The 14489-nt window shown below is 71.6% G+C and carries 12 protein-coding genes; 4 read left to right on the forward strand and 8 right to left on the reverse strand.

Annotated features, from left to right (window positions below):
* Positions 1 to 54 precede the first annotated feature (54 nt).
* The gene (locus ACLJOU_RS32170; protein ID WP_410572687.1) at positions 55 to 678 is read left to right on the forward strand and encodes an MBL fold metallo-hydrolase; all 624 of its coding nucleotides are present in this window, start codon (positions 55 to 57) and stop codon (positions 676 to 678) included.
* A gap of 21 nt (positions 679 to 699) precedes the next feature.
* Here the strand turns inward: ACLJOU_RS32170 and ACLJOU_RS32175 are convergent, their stop codons facing one another.
* Positions 700 to 1167, reverse strand: coding sequence for a DUF309 domain-containing protein (locus ACLJOU_RS32175; RefSeq protein WP_410572689.1), 468 nt, complete (start codon positions 1165 to 1167; stop codon positions 700 to 702).
* 44 nt (positions 1168 to 1211) lie between these two features.
* Here ACLJOU_RS32175 and ACLJOU_RS32180 point away from each other — a divergent pair, with 44 nt between their 5' ends.
* Entirely contained in the window at positions 1212 to 2651 is a 1440-nt protein-coding gene (locus ACLJOU_RS32180) for a GuaB1 family IMP dehydrogenase-related protein (protein WP_410572691.1), read from the forward strand.
* 29 nt (positions 2652 to 2680) lie between these two features.
* Here the strand turns inward: ACLJOU_RS32180 and ACLJOU_RS32185 are convergent, their stop codons facing one another.
* From ACLJOU_RS32185 to ACLJOU_RS32195, 3 genes are all read right to left on the reverse strand, one after another.
* Positions 2681 to 5779: an amidohydrolase family protein gene (locus tag ACLJOU_RS32185; RefSeq protein ID WP_410572693.1), complete on the reverse strand. Its 3099-nt coding sequence runs from the start codon at positions 5777 to 5779 to the stop codon at positions 2681 to 2683.
* A 120-nt stretch (positions 5780 to 5899) separates the two neighbouring features.
* Entirely contained in the window at positions 5900 to 7192 is a 1293-nt protein-coding gene (locus ACLJOU_RS32190; RefSeq protein ID WP_410572957.1) for a PhoH family protein, read from the reverse strand.
* Between the two features lie 449 nt (positions 7193 to 7641).
* On the reverse strand, positions 7642 to 8418 hold the full coding sequence (locus ACLJOU_RS32195; RefSeq protein ID WP_410572695.1) for an isoprenyl transferase: 777 nt from the start codon (positions 8416 to 8418) through the stop codon (positions 7642 to 7644).
* Positions 8419 to 8507: 89 nt separating this feature from the next.
* On the opposite strand from ACLJOU_RS32195, the gene trhA reads away from it, so the two are divergent.
* Complete coding sequence (gene trhA / locus ACLJOU_RS32200; protein ID WP_410572697.1) at positions 8508 to 9170, forward strand: PAQR family membrane homeostasis protein TrhA; 663 nt, start codon at positions 8508 to 8510, stop codon at positions 9168 to 9170.
* A gap of 130 nt (positions 9171 to 9300) precedes the next feature.
* On the opposite strand, the gene ACLJOU_RS32205 is transcribed toward trhA, so the two are convergent.
* Positions 9301 to 9774: a carboxymuconolactone decarboxylase family protein gene (locus tag ACLJOU_RS32205; RefSeq protein ID WP_410572699.1), complete on the reverse strand. Its 474-nt coding sequence runs from the start codon at positions 9772 to 9774 to the stop codon at positions 9301 to 9303.
* A gap of 309 nt (positions 9775 to 10083) precedes the next feature.
* On the opposite strand from ACLJOU_RS32205, the gene ACLJOU_RS32210 reads away from it, so the two are divergent.
* On the forward strand, positions 10084 to 10821 hold the full coding sequence (locus ACLJOU_RS32210; protein WP_410572701.1) for a DUF2382 domain-containing protein: 738 nt from the start codon (positions 10084 to 10086) through the stop codon (positions 10819 to 10821).
* Between the two features lie 48 nt (positions 10822 to 10869).
* On the opposite strand, the gene ACLJOU_RS32215 is transcribed toward ACLJOU_RS32210, so the two are convergent.
* The 3 genes from ACLJOU_RS32215 to ACLJOU_RS32225 all read right to left on the reverse strand — a co-directional run bounded on the left by ACLJOU_RS32215 (position 10870) and on the right by ACLJOU_RS32225 (position 14410).
* Positions 10870 to 11328 carry a hypothetical protein gene (locus ACLJOU_RS32215; RefSeq protein ID WP_410572703.1) on the reverse strand — a complete coding sequence of 153 codons (459 nt, stop codon included), beginning with the start codon at positions 11326 to 11328 and terminating at the stop codon, positions 10870 to 10872.
* A 103-nt stretch (positions 11329 to 11431) separates the two neighbouring features.
* Positions 11432 to 13321, reverse strand: a complete 1890-nt coding sequence (locus tag ACLJOU_RS32220) for an acyl-CoA dehydrogenase (RefSeq protein WP_410572705.1) — start codon at positions 13319 to 13321, stop codon at positions 11432 to 11434.
* Positions 13322 to 13852: 531 nt separating this feature from the next.
* Positions 13853 to 14410: a hypothetical protein gene (locus ACLJOU_RS32225; RefSeq protein WP_410572707.1), complete on the reverse strand. Its 558-nt coding sequence runs from the start codon at positions 14408 to 14410 to the stop codon at positions 13853 to 13855.
* Positions 14411 to 14489 lie beyond the last annotated feature (79 nt).

The following is a 14489-nucleotide window of genomic DNA, read 5'->3' on the forward strand; positions in this document are numbered from 1 at the left end:
TAGCATACTGCCGGTATGTCATCTACCCGCCGAAGGACCACTAGGGTCGGGCGCATGACGGCCATCGTGCAGAACCTGGTGACCTCCGGCGTCTTCCGGCTCGACGGGGGCAGCTGGGACGTCGACAACAACGTGTGGCTCGTGGGCGACGACACGGAAGTGATCGTGATCGACGCCGCGCACGACGCGAAGGCGATCGAAAACGTCGTGGGCGAGCGGAAACTGACCGCGATCGTCTGCACCCACGCGCACAACGACCACGTCAACGCCGCCCCGGAGCTCGCCGCCGCGACCGGCGCGCCGATCCTGCTGCACCCGGACGACCGGGTCGTCTGGGACCTCACGCACCCGGACCGCGCCCCGGACGGCGAACTGGCCGACGGCCAGGTGCTCACCACCGCCGGCACCGAGCTCCGCGTCATCCACACGCCGGGGCACGCACCCGGCGCGGTGTGCCTGTACGCACCGGGCCTTGGCGTACTGTTCACCGGCGACACGCTGTTCCACGGCGGTCCCGGCGCCACCGGACGGTCCTATTCGGACTATCCGACGATCGTGCGGTCCATCCGTGAAAAGCTGTTCACGCTCCCGGATGCGACGAAGGTCCACACCGGACACGGCGAAGGCACGACGATCGGCGCCGAGAAGGCCGCGTCGGACGGCTGGGACCAGCCCTGAGAAAAGGGCTCGCCGAGGGTGTCAGCGCGTCAGCCGCGGCACGCTCGGCGACACCCGGACGCGCTGCTTCGCCTCTTCCGCCAGCGTGCGCGCCCACTCCTGCAGCCCGGTGACGTCGACGCCGTGCGGCGCGGCACGGCGGAACGGCTCGATGTTCGCCGCGCCGCGCTCCAGCAGGGACACCGCGCCCACGTTGTTGCCGCGCGCCGCGTGCGTCAGGCCGACGGCGAGCTGCGCGAGGCCGCGCCACAGCTCGCGGTCCGGCTCGCCGGTGGTCTTCCAGGCGTCCTCGAACACCTCGTGCGCGTGGAACGGCTTGCCGTCGTCGAGCAGCCGCTGAGCCTCCGCAAGCGTTTGCGCCGGCGTGCGCTCGATGCCTTCGGGCTGGCGTTCCACGCCGTCGGCGCCGTACGGCAGCGGCCGGCCGAGGCCGTCGCGCGGCCGCGCATTGCGTGCTCGTCCCTCGGCGTCCCGGTCGCGGCGGCTCATGCCGCCGATCCTGCCACGGGCCAAGGCAGGTAGTCTGGTGACTCGTGCGTTTCCTCGACGGCCACCGGCCCGCCCACGACCTGACCTACGACGACGTGTTCCTGCTCCCGAACCGTTCGGACGTGGAGTCCCGCTTCGACGTCGACCTCTCCACCGCGGACGGCACCGGCGCGACCATCCCGATCGTCGTCGCCAACATGACCGCGGTCGCCGGCCGCCGGATGGCCGAGACCGTCGCCCGCCGCGGCGGCCTGGTCGTGCTGCCGCAGGATGTGGACAGCGCCGCCGTCGCCGAGATCGTCGGCTGGGTGAAGAGCCGGCACACCGTGTGGGACACCCCGCTGGTGCTGACCGGCGGTGACGCGGTCGCCGACGCCCTCAACCTGGTCCACAAGCGCGCGCACGGCGCGGTCGTCGTCGTGGACGGCGACGGCCGCCCGGTCGGCATCGTCGACGAAGCGGCCTGCGCGGGCGTGGACCGCTTCGCGCGGCTCGCCGACGTCGCGCAGCCCCCGGCCGTCGTGGTCCCGCTCACCACGCCGGCCCGTGAGGTGTTCGAGCTGCTGAACGGCCACGGCGCCCCGCTGGCGCTCGGCCTCGACGCCGACGGCCGGCTCGCGGGCGTCCTGACCGCGGTCGGCGCCCTGCGTGCGGAGATCTACACCCCCGCCGTCGACGACGCGGGCAAGCTGCGGGTCGCGGCCGCGGTCGGCGTGAACGGCGACGTCGCCGCGAAGGCCGACGCCGTCCTGAAGGCGGGCGTCGACGTGCTGGTCGTCGACACCGCGCACGGGCACCAGGAGAAGATGATCGCCGCGCTGAAGGCCGTCCGGTCGGTGTCGCCGCAGGTCCCGGTGGTCGCGGGCAACGTGGTCACGGCCGAGGGCACGCGCGACCTGATCCAGGCCGGCGCCGACGTCGTCAAGGTCGGCGTCGGGCCCGGCGCGATGTGCACGACCCGGATGATGACCGGCGTGGGCCGCCCGCAGTTCTCCGCGGTCGCCGAGTGCGCGGCCGCCGCCCGTGAGCTGGGCAAGCACGTCTGGGCCGACGGCGGGGTCCGGCACCCGCGTGACGTCGCGCTGGCGCTGGCCGCCGGCGCGTCCGCGGCGATGGTCGGCTCGTGGTTCGCCGGCACCTACGAATCCCCCGGCGACCTGCGGTTCGACGAGCAGGGGCGGCCCTACAAGGAGTCGTTCGGGATGGCGTCGAAGCGCGCGGTGGGCGCGCGGACGCGGACGGACAACTCGTTCGACCGCGCGCGGAAGGCGCTGTTCGAGGAGGGCATCTCCTCGTCGCGGATGTCGCTGGACCCGCAGCGCCCGGGGGTCGAGGACCTGCTGGACTCGATCGGCTCCGGCGTGCGCTCGTCCTGCACCTACGCCGGCGCGCGGACCCTCGAGGAGTTCCACGAGCGCGCGCTGCTGGGCGTCCAGTCGGCGGCCGGGTTCGCCGAAGGACGCCCGCTGCCGGCAGGCTGGTGACCGTGGGTTGGTGACGGCGGGTTGGTGACTCAGCCCGCGCAGCACACGTGTTCCGACCACTCCGGAACGTGCCACCAGTGCTGCTTCTCGGCCGATCGGGCGGCGGGCGCCACCTCGGTGGCCGCCGCCCGGGCGCCCGGCTGGTTCCGGAAGGGCGCCAGCAGCTCGCCGACCGTCCGCAGCACCCCGCCGACCAGCACGCTGCGGACGTTCGCGGCCGCCTTGACGTCCTGCAACGGGTTGCCGCGGACGAGCGACAAATCGGCGTACGCACCCCGCTTGAGCACTCCGATCCGGTCCTCGAGCCCCAGCCACCGCGCCGGGTTGCGGGTGGCGGTGGTGAGCGCCTCGTACGGGGTGAACCCGAACGCGACCATGGCCCGCAGGTTCTGGTGGGTGGAGACGGCCACGTTGTCCAGCGGGGAGTCCGTGCCGGTGACCACGAACCCGCCCGCCCGGTGGATCCGCAGCACCATGTCGACGTTCCCGGCGAGGACCTGGCGGGCGTAGGCGTTCTCCGGGTTGCCCGCGGTGTCCGCCGTGGTCTTGAGCTGCGCGTACTCCCACGGCGGGAACAGGACCTGGGTGCGCTCGTCGGTCACGAGGGACTTGTCGTCGGCGTACAACGCCCGGGAGGTGAACAACGTCGGCGTGATCGACATCCCGGAGCGGACGAACAGGGTGACCGCGTCCTGGTAGGACCGGCCGATCCGGCTGACGGTGTGCGAATACCCGAGCCGGTTGGTGGCCCCGGTGTGCTCCATCGCGTCCATGCCGATGTTCGCCGCCGGGTACAGGTAGTGCGACGACAGCGGGATGCCCGCCCGGTGCGCGGCCCGGACCACGGCCTGCTGGTAGGCCACGGGAAGCCGGACGTACGTCTTGATCATGTCGTATTCCAGCTCGACCGCGCGGGCGAGCTCCAGGTCCAGCTGCGCGGGCGACAGCGTCGGCCGCATGAAGTTGTAGTAGATCCGGGAGCCGTCGACGGCTTCCCCGGTGCCGAAGTACCGCGGCCCGACCCGGTTCCCGGATTCCAGGGCCTCGCGCGTCTCCAGCATCTGGTACACCGGGTCGCCGGGCGAGCGGGTCGTGGTGATGCCGTAGGCCAGCCACAGCCTGCCCTGCCGGTCACCCCACTGCCGGCCGCGCAGGTGCCAGTGGTTGTGGATGTCGACCAGCCCCGGCATGGCGGTCAGGTCGTGCGCGTCGACGGTGCCGGGGGCGTCCCGGTGCGGCCGGACGTCGGCGATCCGGCCGCCTTCGACCACGATGTCGACGTCCCGCCGCAGCGTCGGGGCGACGCCGTCCCACACCGCGCCGACGTGGACGACGGTCCGGCGCGGCGGGCGCGGGCGCGCCCACGTGAAGTCGAGCCGGATCGTGCGCGGCTCACCACCGGCGATCTTCTGCGCCTTGAGCTGCCCCTTCGACAGGTACACGAGCGTGTCGTTCCCCTGCCAGGCCAGGGAGTCGGTGACGTCGTGGGTGACCTGCCGCGGCGCCCCGATCAGCCGCCCGGTGCCGTCGACCGGGGCGATCCAGGCGACGCTTTCCACCGTGAACGCGAGGTACCGGCCGTCGGGTGACCACAGTGGACCGTCGTCGCCGCGGGTGGCGAGCGAGCGGAACGGCATCGGCTCGGCGTAGCGGAGTTCGTGGGTCTTCAGGTCGACCGTGAGGATCTGGCTGGTGCCTTCGCGGTACCGCCGCGAGTACGGCTTCACCGCGGCCAGCGCGAGGACCGACCCGTCGGGCGACCAGCTCGGCCGGCCCGGCATGAACAGCGGCGGCGTCACCTGCTGGGCGGTGTTCGCGGCCACGTCGTGGATCCACGTGGCGCCGTCCTGGTCGGCGTAGGCCACCCGGCCGCCGTCCGGCGACCACCGCGGCGCGACCTGGGCGCCCGGCAACCGGGTGAGGACGGTGTCCTCGCCGGTGCCGAGGTCGTGCAGCCACAGGTCGGCGGTGCCGAGCCGGTCGCTCGTGTAGAGCAGGTTCGTCCCGTCCGGGTGGAAGTCCGGGTCGGAGTTGAAGTAGCCGTCGCCGATCAGCCGCTGCGGCCGCCCTCCGCCCGCCGCGACGACGTAGATCGCGTTGAGCGCCCGGAACGCGATCCGCTTGCCGTCGCGGGACACCACCGGACCGGCGATGCCCCGGACGGGCTTCGGCCCGGCCGCGTCCACGTCACGGACCCGCCTGCGATAGTCGCGGGCGGCCGTGGACACGCGCGCTTCGAACGGGATGTCCTCGACGGCACCGGCCCCCGTGCGCCGCCGGATGTGGCCGTCGGCGGTGTAGAGCACGGCGGACCCGGACCAGTTCGCGGCGAAGCCGAAGACGTCCTCGCCCTTCGTCAGCTGCTCCTCGCCGAGCATGAGGTCCGCTTCGGCGCCGCGCAGCCGCAGGTAGCTCGGCTGCCCACCGGGACCGAACGCCGGGCCGTACACCTTGTCAGCGCCGGTTGCGGTGATCAGCCGCGTGCGGGCGCCGGTCGCCGGAGTGACGACGTCGATGGCGGTGTCGTTCACCGTGAAGACGATCTTGGTGCCGTCGGCCGACCACCGCGGCGACGCCTCTTCGTCGGCGGTGGACACGACCGTGCCGATCGTTCCGGAGGCGACGTCCAGCAGGTGGATGCCGTAACTGCCGTCCCGGTCGCTGCTGAAGGCGATCTTGGTGCCGTCCGGCGAGAACACCGGCTCCCGGTGGTCGAACCGGCCGCTGGTGAGCTTGCGGGGCGTACCGCCCGCGGCGTCGATGACGTACAGGTGGAAGTTGCCGTCGCGGTAGGACTGGAACACGATCCGGCGGCCGTCCGGCGACCAGCTGGGGAGCGTCGCGTCCTGGAGGTCGTCGGTGAGCCGCCGGGCGCGGCCGCCGGCGGCGGGCAGCACCCAGATCCCGGTGACCAGGTCGACCGCGAGCCACCGGCCGTCCGGTGACAGCGCGGCGGACATGTTCGTGCCCTGCCGCAGGACCACGCCGTCCGCCTGGTTGTCCGGCTCGGCGTCCGGCTCGGCGTCCGGCTCGGCCTGGGCGACGCCCGCCCCGGCCACGGTCAGCGCGGCGGCTGCTGCGCCACCACGCACGAGAAGTTCACGACGCGACAGGCTTTCCGGCGGCATCCGGCCAACTATGCCCACCCCGGCTGCGGCCGTCCATCGGCCGAGCGGGTTTTTCACCGGATGCCCGGCAATGACGGGAAGGACTGCCGGGGGCGGCGCTCGCGCCGCCCCCGGGGTCCGTCAGCCGTGGTCCTCCAGCATTTCGGTGACCAGGGCGGCGATCGGCGAGCGTTCGGAGCGCGTCAGCGTGACGTGCGCGAACAGCGGGTGCCCCTTGAGCTTCTCGATCACCGCCGAGACGCCGTCGTGGCGTCCGACGCGCAGATTGTCACGCTGGGCGACGTCGTGCGTGAGCACCACCCGGGACGCCGTGCCGAGCCGCGAGAGCACCGTGAGCAGGACGTTGCGCTCCAGCGACTGCGCCTCGTCGACGATCACGAACGTGTCGTGCAGCGAGCGGCCGCGGATGTGCGTCAGCGGGAGCACCTCGAGCATGCCGCGGTCGAAGACCTCGTCGAGGACGTCCTGGCTGACCAGCGCGCCGAGCGTGTCGAACACCGCCTGCGCCCACGGCTGCATCTTCTCGCTTTCGGACCCGGGCAGATAGCCGAGGTCCTGGCCGCCGACCGCGTAGACCGGCCGGAACACCACGACCTTGCGGTGCTGACGGCGTTCCATCACCGCCTCGAGGCCCGCGCACAGCGCGAGCGCCGACTTGCCGGTGCCGGCCCGGCCGCCCAGCGACACGATCCCGACGTCGGAGTCGAGCAGCAGGTCGAGCGCGACGCGCTGCTCGGCGCTGCGGCCGTGCAGGCCGAACGCCTCGCGGTCGCCGCGGACCAGCCGGATGCGCTTGTCCGCGGTGATCCGCCCCAGCGCGCTGGAACTGCCCGCGAGCAGCCGCAGCCCGGTGTGGCAGGGCAGCTCGGCGAGCTCGTCCATGCCCCATTCGACCGGGTCGACGGTGCTGCCGCCGAACAGCTCGTCCAGCAGTTCCTGCTGGACGTCCACGTCCGCCATGCCCGTCCAGCCCGACGGCGTCACTTCCTGCGCGCGGTACTCGTCGGCCTCGAGACCGACGGCGCCCGCCTTGACCCGCAGCGGGATGTCCTTCGTCACCAGCGTGACCGCCGGGTTCTCCGCCGCCAGGTTGAGCGCGCAGGCGAGGATGCGGTGGTCGTTGGAGTCGGTGCGGAACCCGACCGGGAGCACGGTCTGGTCCGAGTGGTTCAGCTCGACCTGCAGCGTGCCGCCGTGCTCCCCGATGGGGAGCGGTGCGTCGAGCCTGCCGTGCTGCCGGCGCAGGTCGTCGAGCATGCGCAGGGATTCCCGGGCGAACCAGCCCAGCTCCGGGTGGTGGCGCTTCGCCTCCAGTTCACTGATGACGACCAGCGGAAGCACGACGGCATGCTCGGCGAAGCGGGTGACCGCCCACGGGTCCGAAAGAAGGACCGACGTGTCGAGCACGTACATGTGCTGCTGGGATTCGGGCGCTTTCTCCGGGCCGGGAACGGCACCGGTCGAAGAGTGGCCAGAGGCCTTGCGGGGCAAACGCTGCGCAGTCACGACGGCATCTCCCTCGAGGGCGTGTGCACCTCACGCCCGCACTCGCTGGGCCGGGCACCTCCCTGGCTGGACCACTCCTCCTGACCTGGAGTCAGGTGGCGCGGCCACGAGGGCCGGGTGCCGGCCCCCTCGAGCGTCTCGTGGGCGGCTGCGCCGCCCCCTCGATCACCGCCACGACCAGGGCCTCCCGCGAGGACCCGCACGGAACGCGCGCCCTCACCTCGGAAGGTACCGACGAATCCGGCGGCGCGCAGGGAGCCAACCCGGTGATTCGCCGGATCGTCACCTCACCGTCGGTCGGCCGAAATCAACTTTGGGTGTCGGTGTGGGCCCTGAGCAGCGGTTTTGCCGGCGCGTCAGGAGCCGAACCGGCGGTGCCGCCAGGCGTAGTCGCGCATGGCACGCAGGAAGTCCACCCGGCGGAACGCCGGCCAGTACGCCTCGGTGAACCAGAACTCCGAGTGCGCGGACTGCCACAGCAGGAAGCCGGAAAGCCGTTGCTCGCCCGAGGTGCGGATGATGAGGTCCGGGTCCGGCTGGCCCGAGGTGTAGAGGTGTTCGGAGATGTGGTCGACGTCGAGGATCTTCGCCAGCTCGTGAATGGACGTTCCCTCGTCGGCGTGCTGCAGCAGCAGCTTCCGCACGGCGTCGGCGATTTCCTGGCGCCCGCCGTAGCCGACCGCGATGTTGACCTCCATCCCGGTCCGCCCTTCGGTGCGGGCGGCGGCTTCGCTCAGTCGCTTTGCGACATCGGCGGGGAGCAGGTCGAGGGCGCCGACGATCCGCAGCCGCCACGGCGTCCCCGGCGCGGCGAGTTCGTCGGTGACGTCGGTGATGATCCGCAGCAGGGGCGTGAGCTCGTCCGGGTCGCGGTTGAGGTTGTCGGTGGACAGCAGCCACATCGTGACGACCTCGACCTCGGCCTCCTGGCACCAGCTGAGGAAGTCCGCGATCTTCTTGGCGCCGGCGCGGTGCCCGTCCGAAACGTCCGTGAAGCCCGCTTCCCGGGCCCACCGGCGGTTGCCGTCGAGCATGATGGCGATGTGCCGGGGATGCCGCCCGGCCGCCTGCTGGATGAGGCGCCTGCCGTAGGCGCTGTACACGACGTCGGACAAGAACGAGCGAACACTCACGTGGAGTCAGCGTACGCACCCGGTGTGAGGCGTGTGACTCGACCGCTGCCGGACAACCTACGGCCCCGTAACCTGGAAGGGTGAGCCTGATGACGGAACCACCCGAGCCCGTAGTGGACCTCCGCCCCCGGCTGCGTGGGCACATCCACTTCTGGACGTTCTTCGGCGCGCTGGCCGCGGTGGCCACGCTGATCAGCGTGGCGTCCACAGTGTCCGCGCTCGCCGCACTGGCGACGTCGGTCTACGGGCTGACGGTGCTCGGCTTGTTCGGCGTGAGCGCGCTCTACCACCGCCAGTTCTGGAGCCCGCGCGCGTACAAGTGGATGAAGCGCGCGGACCATTCGATGATCTTCCTGTTCATCGCGGGCACGTACACCCCGTTCACGCTGCTGGCGATGTCGAAGCCGACCGGCTACGTGATCCTGTCGATCGTCTGGGGCGGCGCGATCGCCGGCGTGGCGCTGAAGATGCTGTGGCCGCACGCACCCCGGTGGCTCGGGGTGCCGATCTACATCGCACTGGGCTGGGTCGCGGTGTTCGTGTTCCCGGAACTGGCCACGCACGCGGGCGTCGCGGCGCTGGTGCTGCTCTGCGTGGGCGGGCTGTTCTACACGCTGGGCGCGGTGTTCTACGCCGTGAAGTGGCCGAACCACTGGCCGGAGACGTTCGGGTACCACGAGTTCTTCCACGCCTGCACCGTGCTGGCGGCGGTGTCGCACTACGTCGCGATCTGGCTGGCCATGTACGCCTGAGCCGGGACCGGCGAAAAGCGCGGCCCCGCCACCGTCCTTTGTCGACATCACCCGATACGGGGGTTCCACGGCCGCGAGGGGCGTCGCCATCGAAGCTGGTCCTGCACCCCACGGCCGGTGGAAGAACCCGTCAGCCGAACATCCCCGGCTGGTACTCCCCCGCGGGGGTGCGGACGATCACGTTCAGCCGGTTCCACGCGTTGATCGTCGCCACCAGCGCGATCAGCGCCCCGATCTGCTCGTCGTCGTAGTGCTTGCGCACCGCCGCCCACGTCTCGTCGCTGACGCCGGTGTGCGCGTCCGCCAGGCGGGTGCCCTCCTCCGTCAGCGCCAGGGCCGCGCGCTCCGCCTCGGTGAACACCACCGCTTCGCGCCACGCCGCCACCATCGCCAGGCGGACCGCCGTCTCGCCGGCCGCCGCCGCGTCCTTCGTGTGCATGTCGAGGCACATCCCGCAGCCGTTGATCTGGCTCGCGCGGATCTTCACCAGCTCCTGGGTCGCGTGCGGCAGCGACGACTCCTCGACCGGGCGGGACGCCGCGATCAGGCGCTTGACGAACTTGCCGGTGATCTCGTTCTCGAACATGTTGAGCCGCGCTTCCATCGTGGTTCCCTTCCCATCGTCTGCTTCACCCCCTTGACGACCTCGGCGACGGCGTTGTGACAACGCCTCCGGTGACGGCGGTCACGCCGAAATCCGGATCCACACCTTCGCGGCTCGCCCCCGGCCGCCGGTGACGGCGGGAACACGCCGCCGACCTGGGCGTCCCGCCTCCGTTGGCCAGCGGAAACCGCGTCAAACGATCACTTTCAGGGGTCACCCACGGGAACACCACGACGGTTGCCGGGCCGGCCGGAGCGTCCGACCGTGGGTTCACCAAACGAATCGACGTGTGGAAGGAGCACGACCGCGATGGCCAGGACCCTGCAGCCCCAGGAACTCATCGACAGTGCCGTGGTCGACCCGAACGGCAACAAGATCGGGAAGGTCGGCAACGTCTACCTCGCCGACGCGACGCACCAGCCCGAGTGGATCACCGTCAAGACCGGCATGTTCGGCACCAAGGAAAGCTTCGTCCCGCTCTCCGGCGCGCACACCGACCAGGACGGCGTCCACGTCCAGGTCGACAAGGACAGTGTCTCCGGCGCACCCCGCATCGACGCCGACGGGCACCTGTCCCCCGAAGAGAGCACGCAGCTCTACCAGCACTACGGCCTGCCGGTGCCGCGCACGTCGCCGGACGGGCGGATGGACCGGGGCAAGGCCGGGACGGGCAAGCGCGACGACCGCGCCATGACGCGCTCCGAGGAGCGGCTGAACGTCGGCACCGAGCAGGTCGAGACCGGGCGCGTGCGGCTGCGCAAGTACGTCGTCACCGAGGAACAGCAGGTCACCGTGCCGGTGCGGCACGAAGAGGTGCGCATCGAACGCGAGCCGGTCACCCGCGCGGACGGCACGGCGGAGATCGGCGAGGCCGAGCAGGACGTCGTCCTGCACGCCGAGAAACCCGTGGTGCGCAAGGAAACCGTACCGGTCGAGCGGGCCCGCCTGCGGACCGAGACGGTCAGCGACGAGCAGACCGTGTCCGGCAAGGTGCGCAAGGAGCAGTTCGAGGTCACCGACGACGACCGCAAGCACCGCCGCTCGTGAGCTCCCGGGCGGGTGGCTGGTCCCCGATACCGGCCACCCGCCTGGGTTTCACCCCACGGCGGGCTGCAGCCGCGGCAGGCCGGCCACCAGCTGCCGGCCCTTCTTGCGCAGCGACGGCGGGAACGGCGGCATCGACAACGTCATCGCCTGGTCCCAGCCGTGGACGTGCAGCTCGAACTTCAGCAAGAACCCGCCACTGGGCTCGGTGATCGCCACGTGCGTCCGCGGCACGCCGAACAGCGCCTTGCCCGGGCCGCCCGTGTAGGCGTCGGCCTCGAAGAACAGCAGCTGGCGGTCGGTGAGCAGCAGGTAGAGCTCGCGCTGGGTGGTGATCGAGAACATCGTGCCGCCGCTCAGAACGGCGGTTGCGGCGGCGAGTGCGAAGTGCCGGCCCAGGACCTTCCGCAGCGAGCCCACCTTGGCCATGGCGATCACTTCGGGCGTTTCGCCCGGTTGCATCATCGGTGCGGCGGTTTCGAGCAAGCGTCTTTCACGGCGTGCGCCCATGGGGGTTTCCTTCGGGGAGTGCGGGAAGCGGACGCGCCACGCTAGACGACGGGTGACGACCGCTTTCCCGCACCCCACCAGGGAAAACGTGCAAACCGGCCGATCAGGACACCAGCATCGGCGCTGCGAGGAACTGCGCCGGGATCGCGAACGCGTCCACCAGCGTGCGCGCGTGCGGGCGCAGCTCCGCGCACAACCGGTTGACCGCCGATGTGACGGCCTTCGCGCGCGACGCCGTCAGGCGGCCGTGCCCCAGGAACCACGCCAGGTCCTCTTCGATCGCCGACAGCGCATAGAGGTCGCAGACCCGCTCGAGCAGCGTGCGGGCGTCCGGGTCTTCGCAGCGCTCGATGCCCGCCGCGAACGCCGACAGCACCACCCGCTCGACGTGCACGCGGCCGGCGCGCAGCACGTGGTCCTGCGCCGCGTTGAACACGCCGAACGGGTCGTCGGCCGCCTTGCGCAGGCGCTTCGCCACGCCCTCGACCACGTGCTCCTCGCGGTCCTCGAACAGCCGCAGCTGCCACTCGCGGCGGAAGAACACCTCCGCGTCCGACCCCACGGTGAGCGACTCGAGTGCCTTGCGCACCGAGGTCCGCTCCAGGAACGCGTGGACCACCTGGTCGGTGAAGAACCGGGCCGTCGCCAGCGGGGACAGGTCCTCGAAGTCCTGCTTGTAGCTGGTCAGCAGGCCCTTCGCGACCAGCTGCAGCAACACCGTGTTGTCGCCCTCGAACGTCGTGAAGACGTCGGTGTCGGCCTTCAGGCCCGGCAGGATGTTCTCCGCCAGGTAGCCGGCGCCGCCGCACGCCTCGCGCGCGGCCTGGATCGTCGCCGTCGCGTGCCACGTGTTGAGCGCCTTCAGGCCGGCCGCCCGTGCCTCCAGCTCGCGCTGCTCCTCCTCGGGCGCCGACGAGTCGATGTCGTGCAGCTTCGACACCAGCTCTTCCTGCGCGAAGTGCAGCGCGTACGTCTTCGCCAGCGCCGGCAGCAGCTTCCGCTGGTGCCCGAGGTAGTCGAGGATGACGACCTCGTCGCCGTCCGGCGTCATGAACTGGCGGCGCTGCTCGCCGTAGCGGATGGCCAGGGCCAGGGCGCGTTTGGTCGCGCTCCCCGCACTGCCGCCGACGCTCACCCGGCCGCGGATCAGCGTGCCGAGCATGGTGAAGAACCGGCGGCTGTCGCTTTCGATCGGGCTCGAGTACGTCCCGTCCTCGGCGACGTCGCCGAAGCGGTTCAGCAGGGCCTCGCGCGGGACCCGGACGTTGTCGAAGCCCAGCCGTCCGTTGTCGACGCCGTTGAGGCCCGCCTTGGGGCCGCAGTCCTCAATGGACACCCCCGGCACCGGAGCACCGGAGTCGTCCCGGATCGGCACCATGAACGCGTGCACGCCCCGCGACTCGCCGCCGGTCACCAGCTGCGCGAAGACGACCGCCATCCGGCCGTCGCGGGCCGCGTTGCCGATGTACTCCTTGCGCGCCATGGCGTCCGGCGTGTTGACGACGAAGCCGCCGTCGGTGAAGGTCGCGGTGGTGCGCAGGTGCTGCACGTCGGAACCGTGACCGTGCTCGGTCATCGCGAAGCAGCCGAGCAGGTCGAGGTCGATGATCGCGCGCAGGTACCGCTCGTGGTGGCGCTCGGTGCCGAGCAGCTGGACGGCGCCGCCGAACAGGCCCCATTGGACGCCGGCCTTCACCATCAGCGACAGGTCGCCGTAGCCGAGCATCTCGAACGACGTCACCGAGCCGCCGACGTCGCCACCGCCGCCGTAGGCCGGGTCGAAGCCCAGGCCGGGCCGGTCGGTCGCGGCGAGCGCGCGCAGCTGGTCGAGCACCTGGGCGCGGTGCGCCTCGATGCCGAGGTCCACCGGGTCCCGGAACTCCGCCTCGGCCATCTGCGCCCGCACCCCGCGGCGCAGCTCGGCCCAGCGACCGTCGAGGACGGTGGTCAGAGCGTCCGGATCCACCTTCGATGGCACTTCGGGGACGTCCACGGCTACCTCCGGAAAGGACGAACGGCAGGCTTCCTACTCGTTGGTAGTAAGCCTGCCGCAGCGTCGGCGATCCCGCAGGTTCAGATCGGCTTGCCGTTGAGCGTCACATTCGTGAAGCGGGCGCTGTCCACGTACTTCAGCGATCGCGGGCTTCGAGAACACGGCGCCGGTGTGGCTGATCCACCCGGAGCATGAGGCAACCGGAATCGCGCCCGGGGCGTGGTTCGTGCGGCGGCAGCGGGAGCTGGGAGCGGGGTTCCGGAAACCGGTGCTGATCGCGGACTGAGGCCGGGCCGCGGGGTGCCACCGAGGGGGCGGCACCGCGCGGCTGCGGCCCGGCCGGGTGCCGGGCCGCCGGTACTCGCCTTGGGAGCGAGGGTCCTGTCGAAGGGCCAGCAACCGCGGCTCGGTTCGCGGCCGCAAGACGGACCTGCCGGTTCCCGGCGGGCCGCGGGGTGCCACCGAGGGGGCGGCACCGCGCGCCCAGGCCCCGGGCCGTGGGCTGCCGCCGCCGAGGCGGCAGCCCACGGTTCACGCCAGGTCGGGACCCTTCGACCGCAGATCGTCGACCTTGCTCATCGCTTCCCGCAGCTCGCCCAGCCAGCTGTCCGCGTGCTGGCCGACCAGCCGGACCGCCCACGCCAGCGCGTCCGAGCGGGACCGGGCCACGCCCGCGTCCACCAGCGTGTCCAGCACCAGGCGTTCCGGCTGGCGCAAGCGCGTCATCACCGGTGCCGAGTGCGTCGTGAACAACGCCGTCGTGCCGCCCAGGCGGGCACCCCACGACACCTTGCGCTGGTAACGGTGCTCCGCCTGGCGGGCGATCTCGATGCGCTCGTCGCGCGTCTCCTCGCGGTACCGGCTGATCCGGCCCTCTTCGGCCGCCGCGCGGGCGGCGTCGTCCGCGTACTCCTCCGTCAGCGCCGGGAGCTCGCCGACCACGATGATCTCTTCGCGGTCGACCGTGACCTCCGGTGCGCCCGTGAACCAGCCGTCGGGCAGGCGGCCGCCGAACCAGGCCGCCGCGTCGTCCGCCGGCGGGACCTCGGCCTGCTGCCAGCCCCGGCCTCCGCGCCATCCGCGTCCCATGTCGTACCTCCAGATTACATGATTACATCGCTACCGAAGCTACGCCGGAAACACGGCCGTCGACACGGCGTTCACCCAG

This window comes from Amycolatopsis sp. cmx-4-61, from assembly GCF_046548775.1.
GTDB lineage: Bacteria > Actinomycetota > Actinomycetes > Mycobacteriales > Pseudonocardiaceae > Amycolatopsis.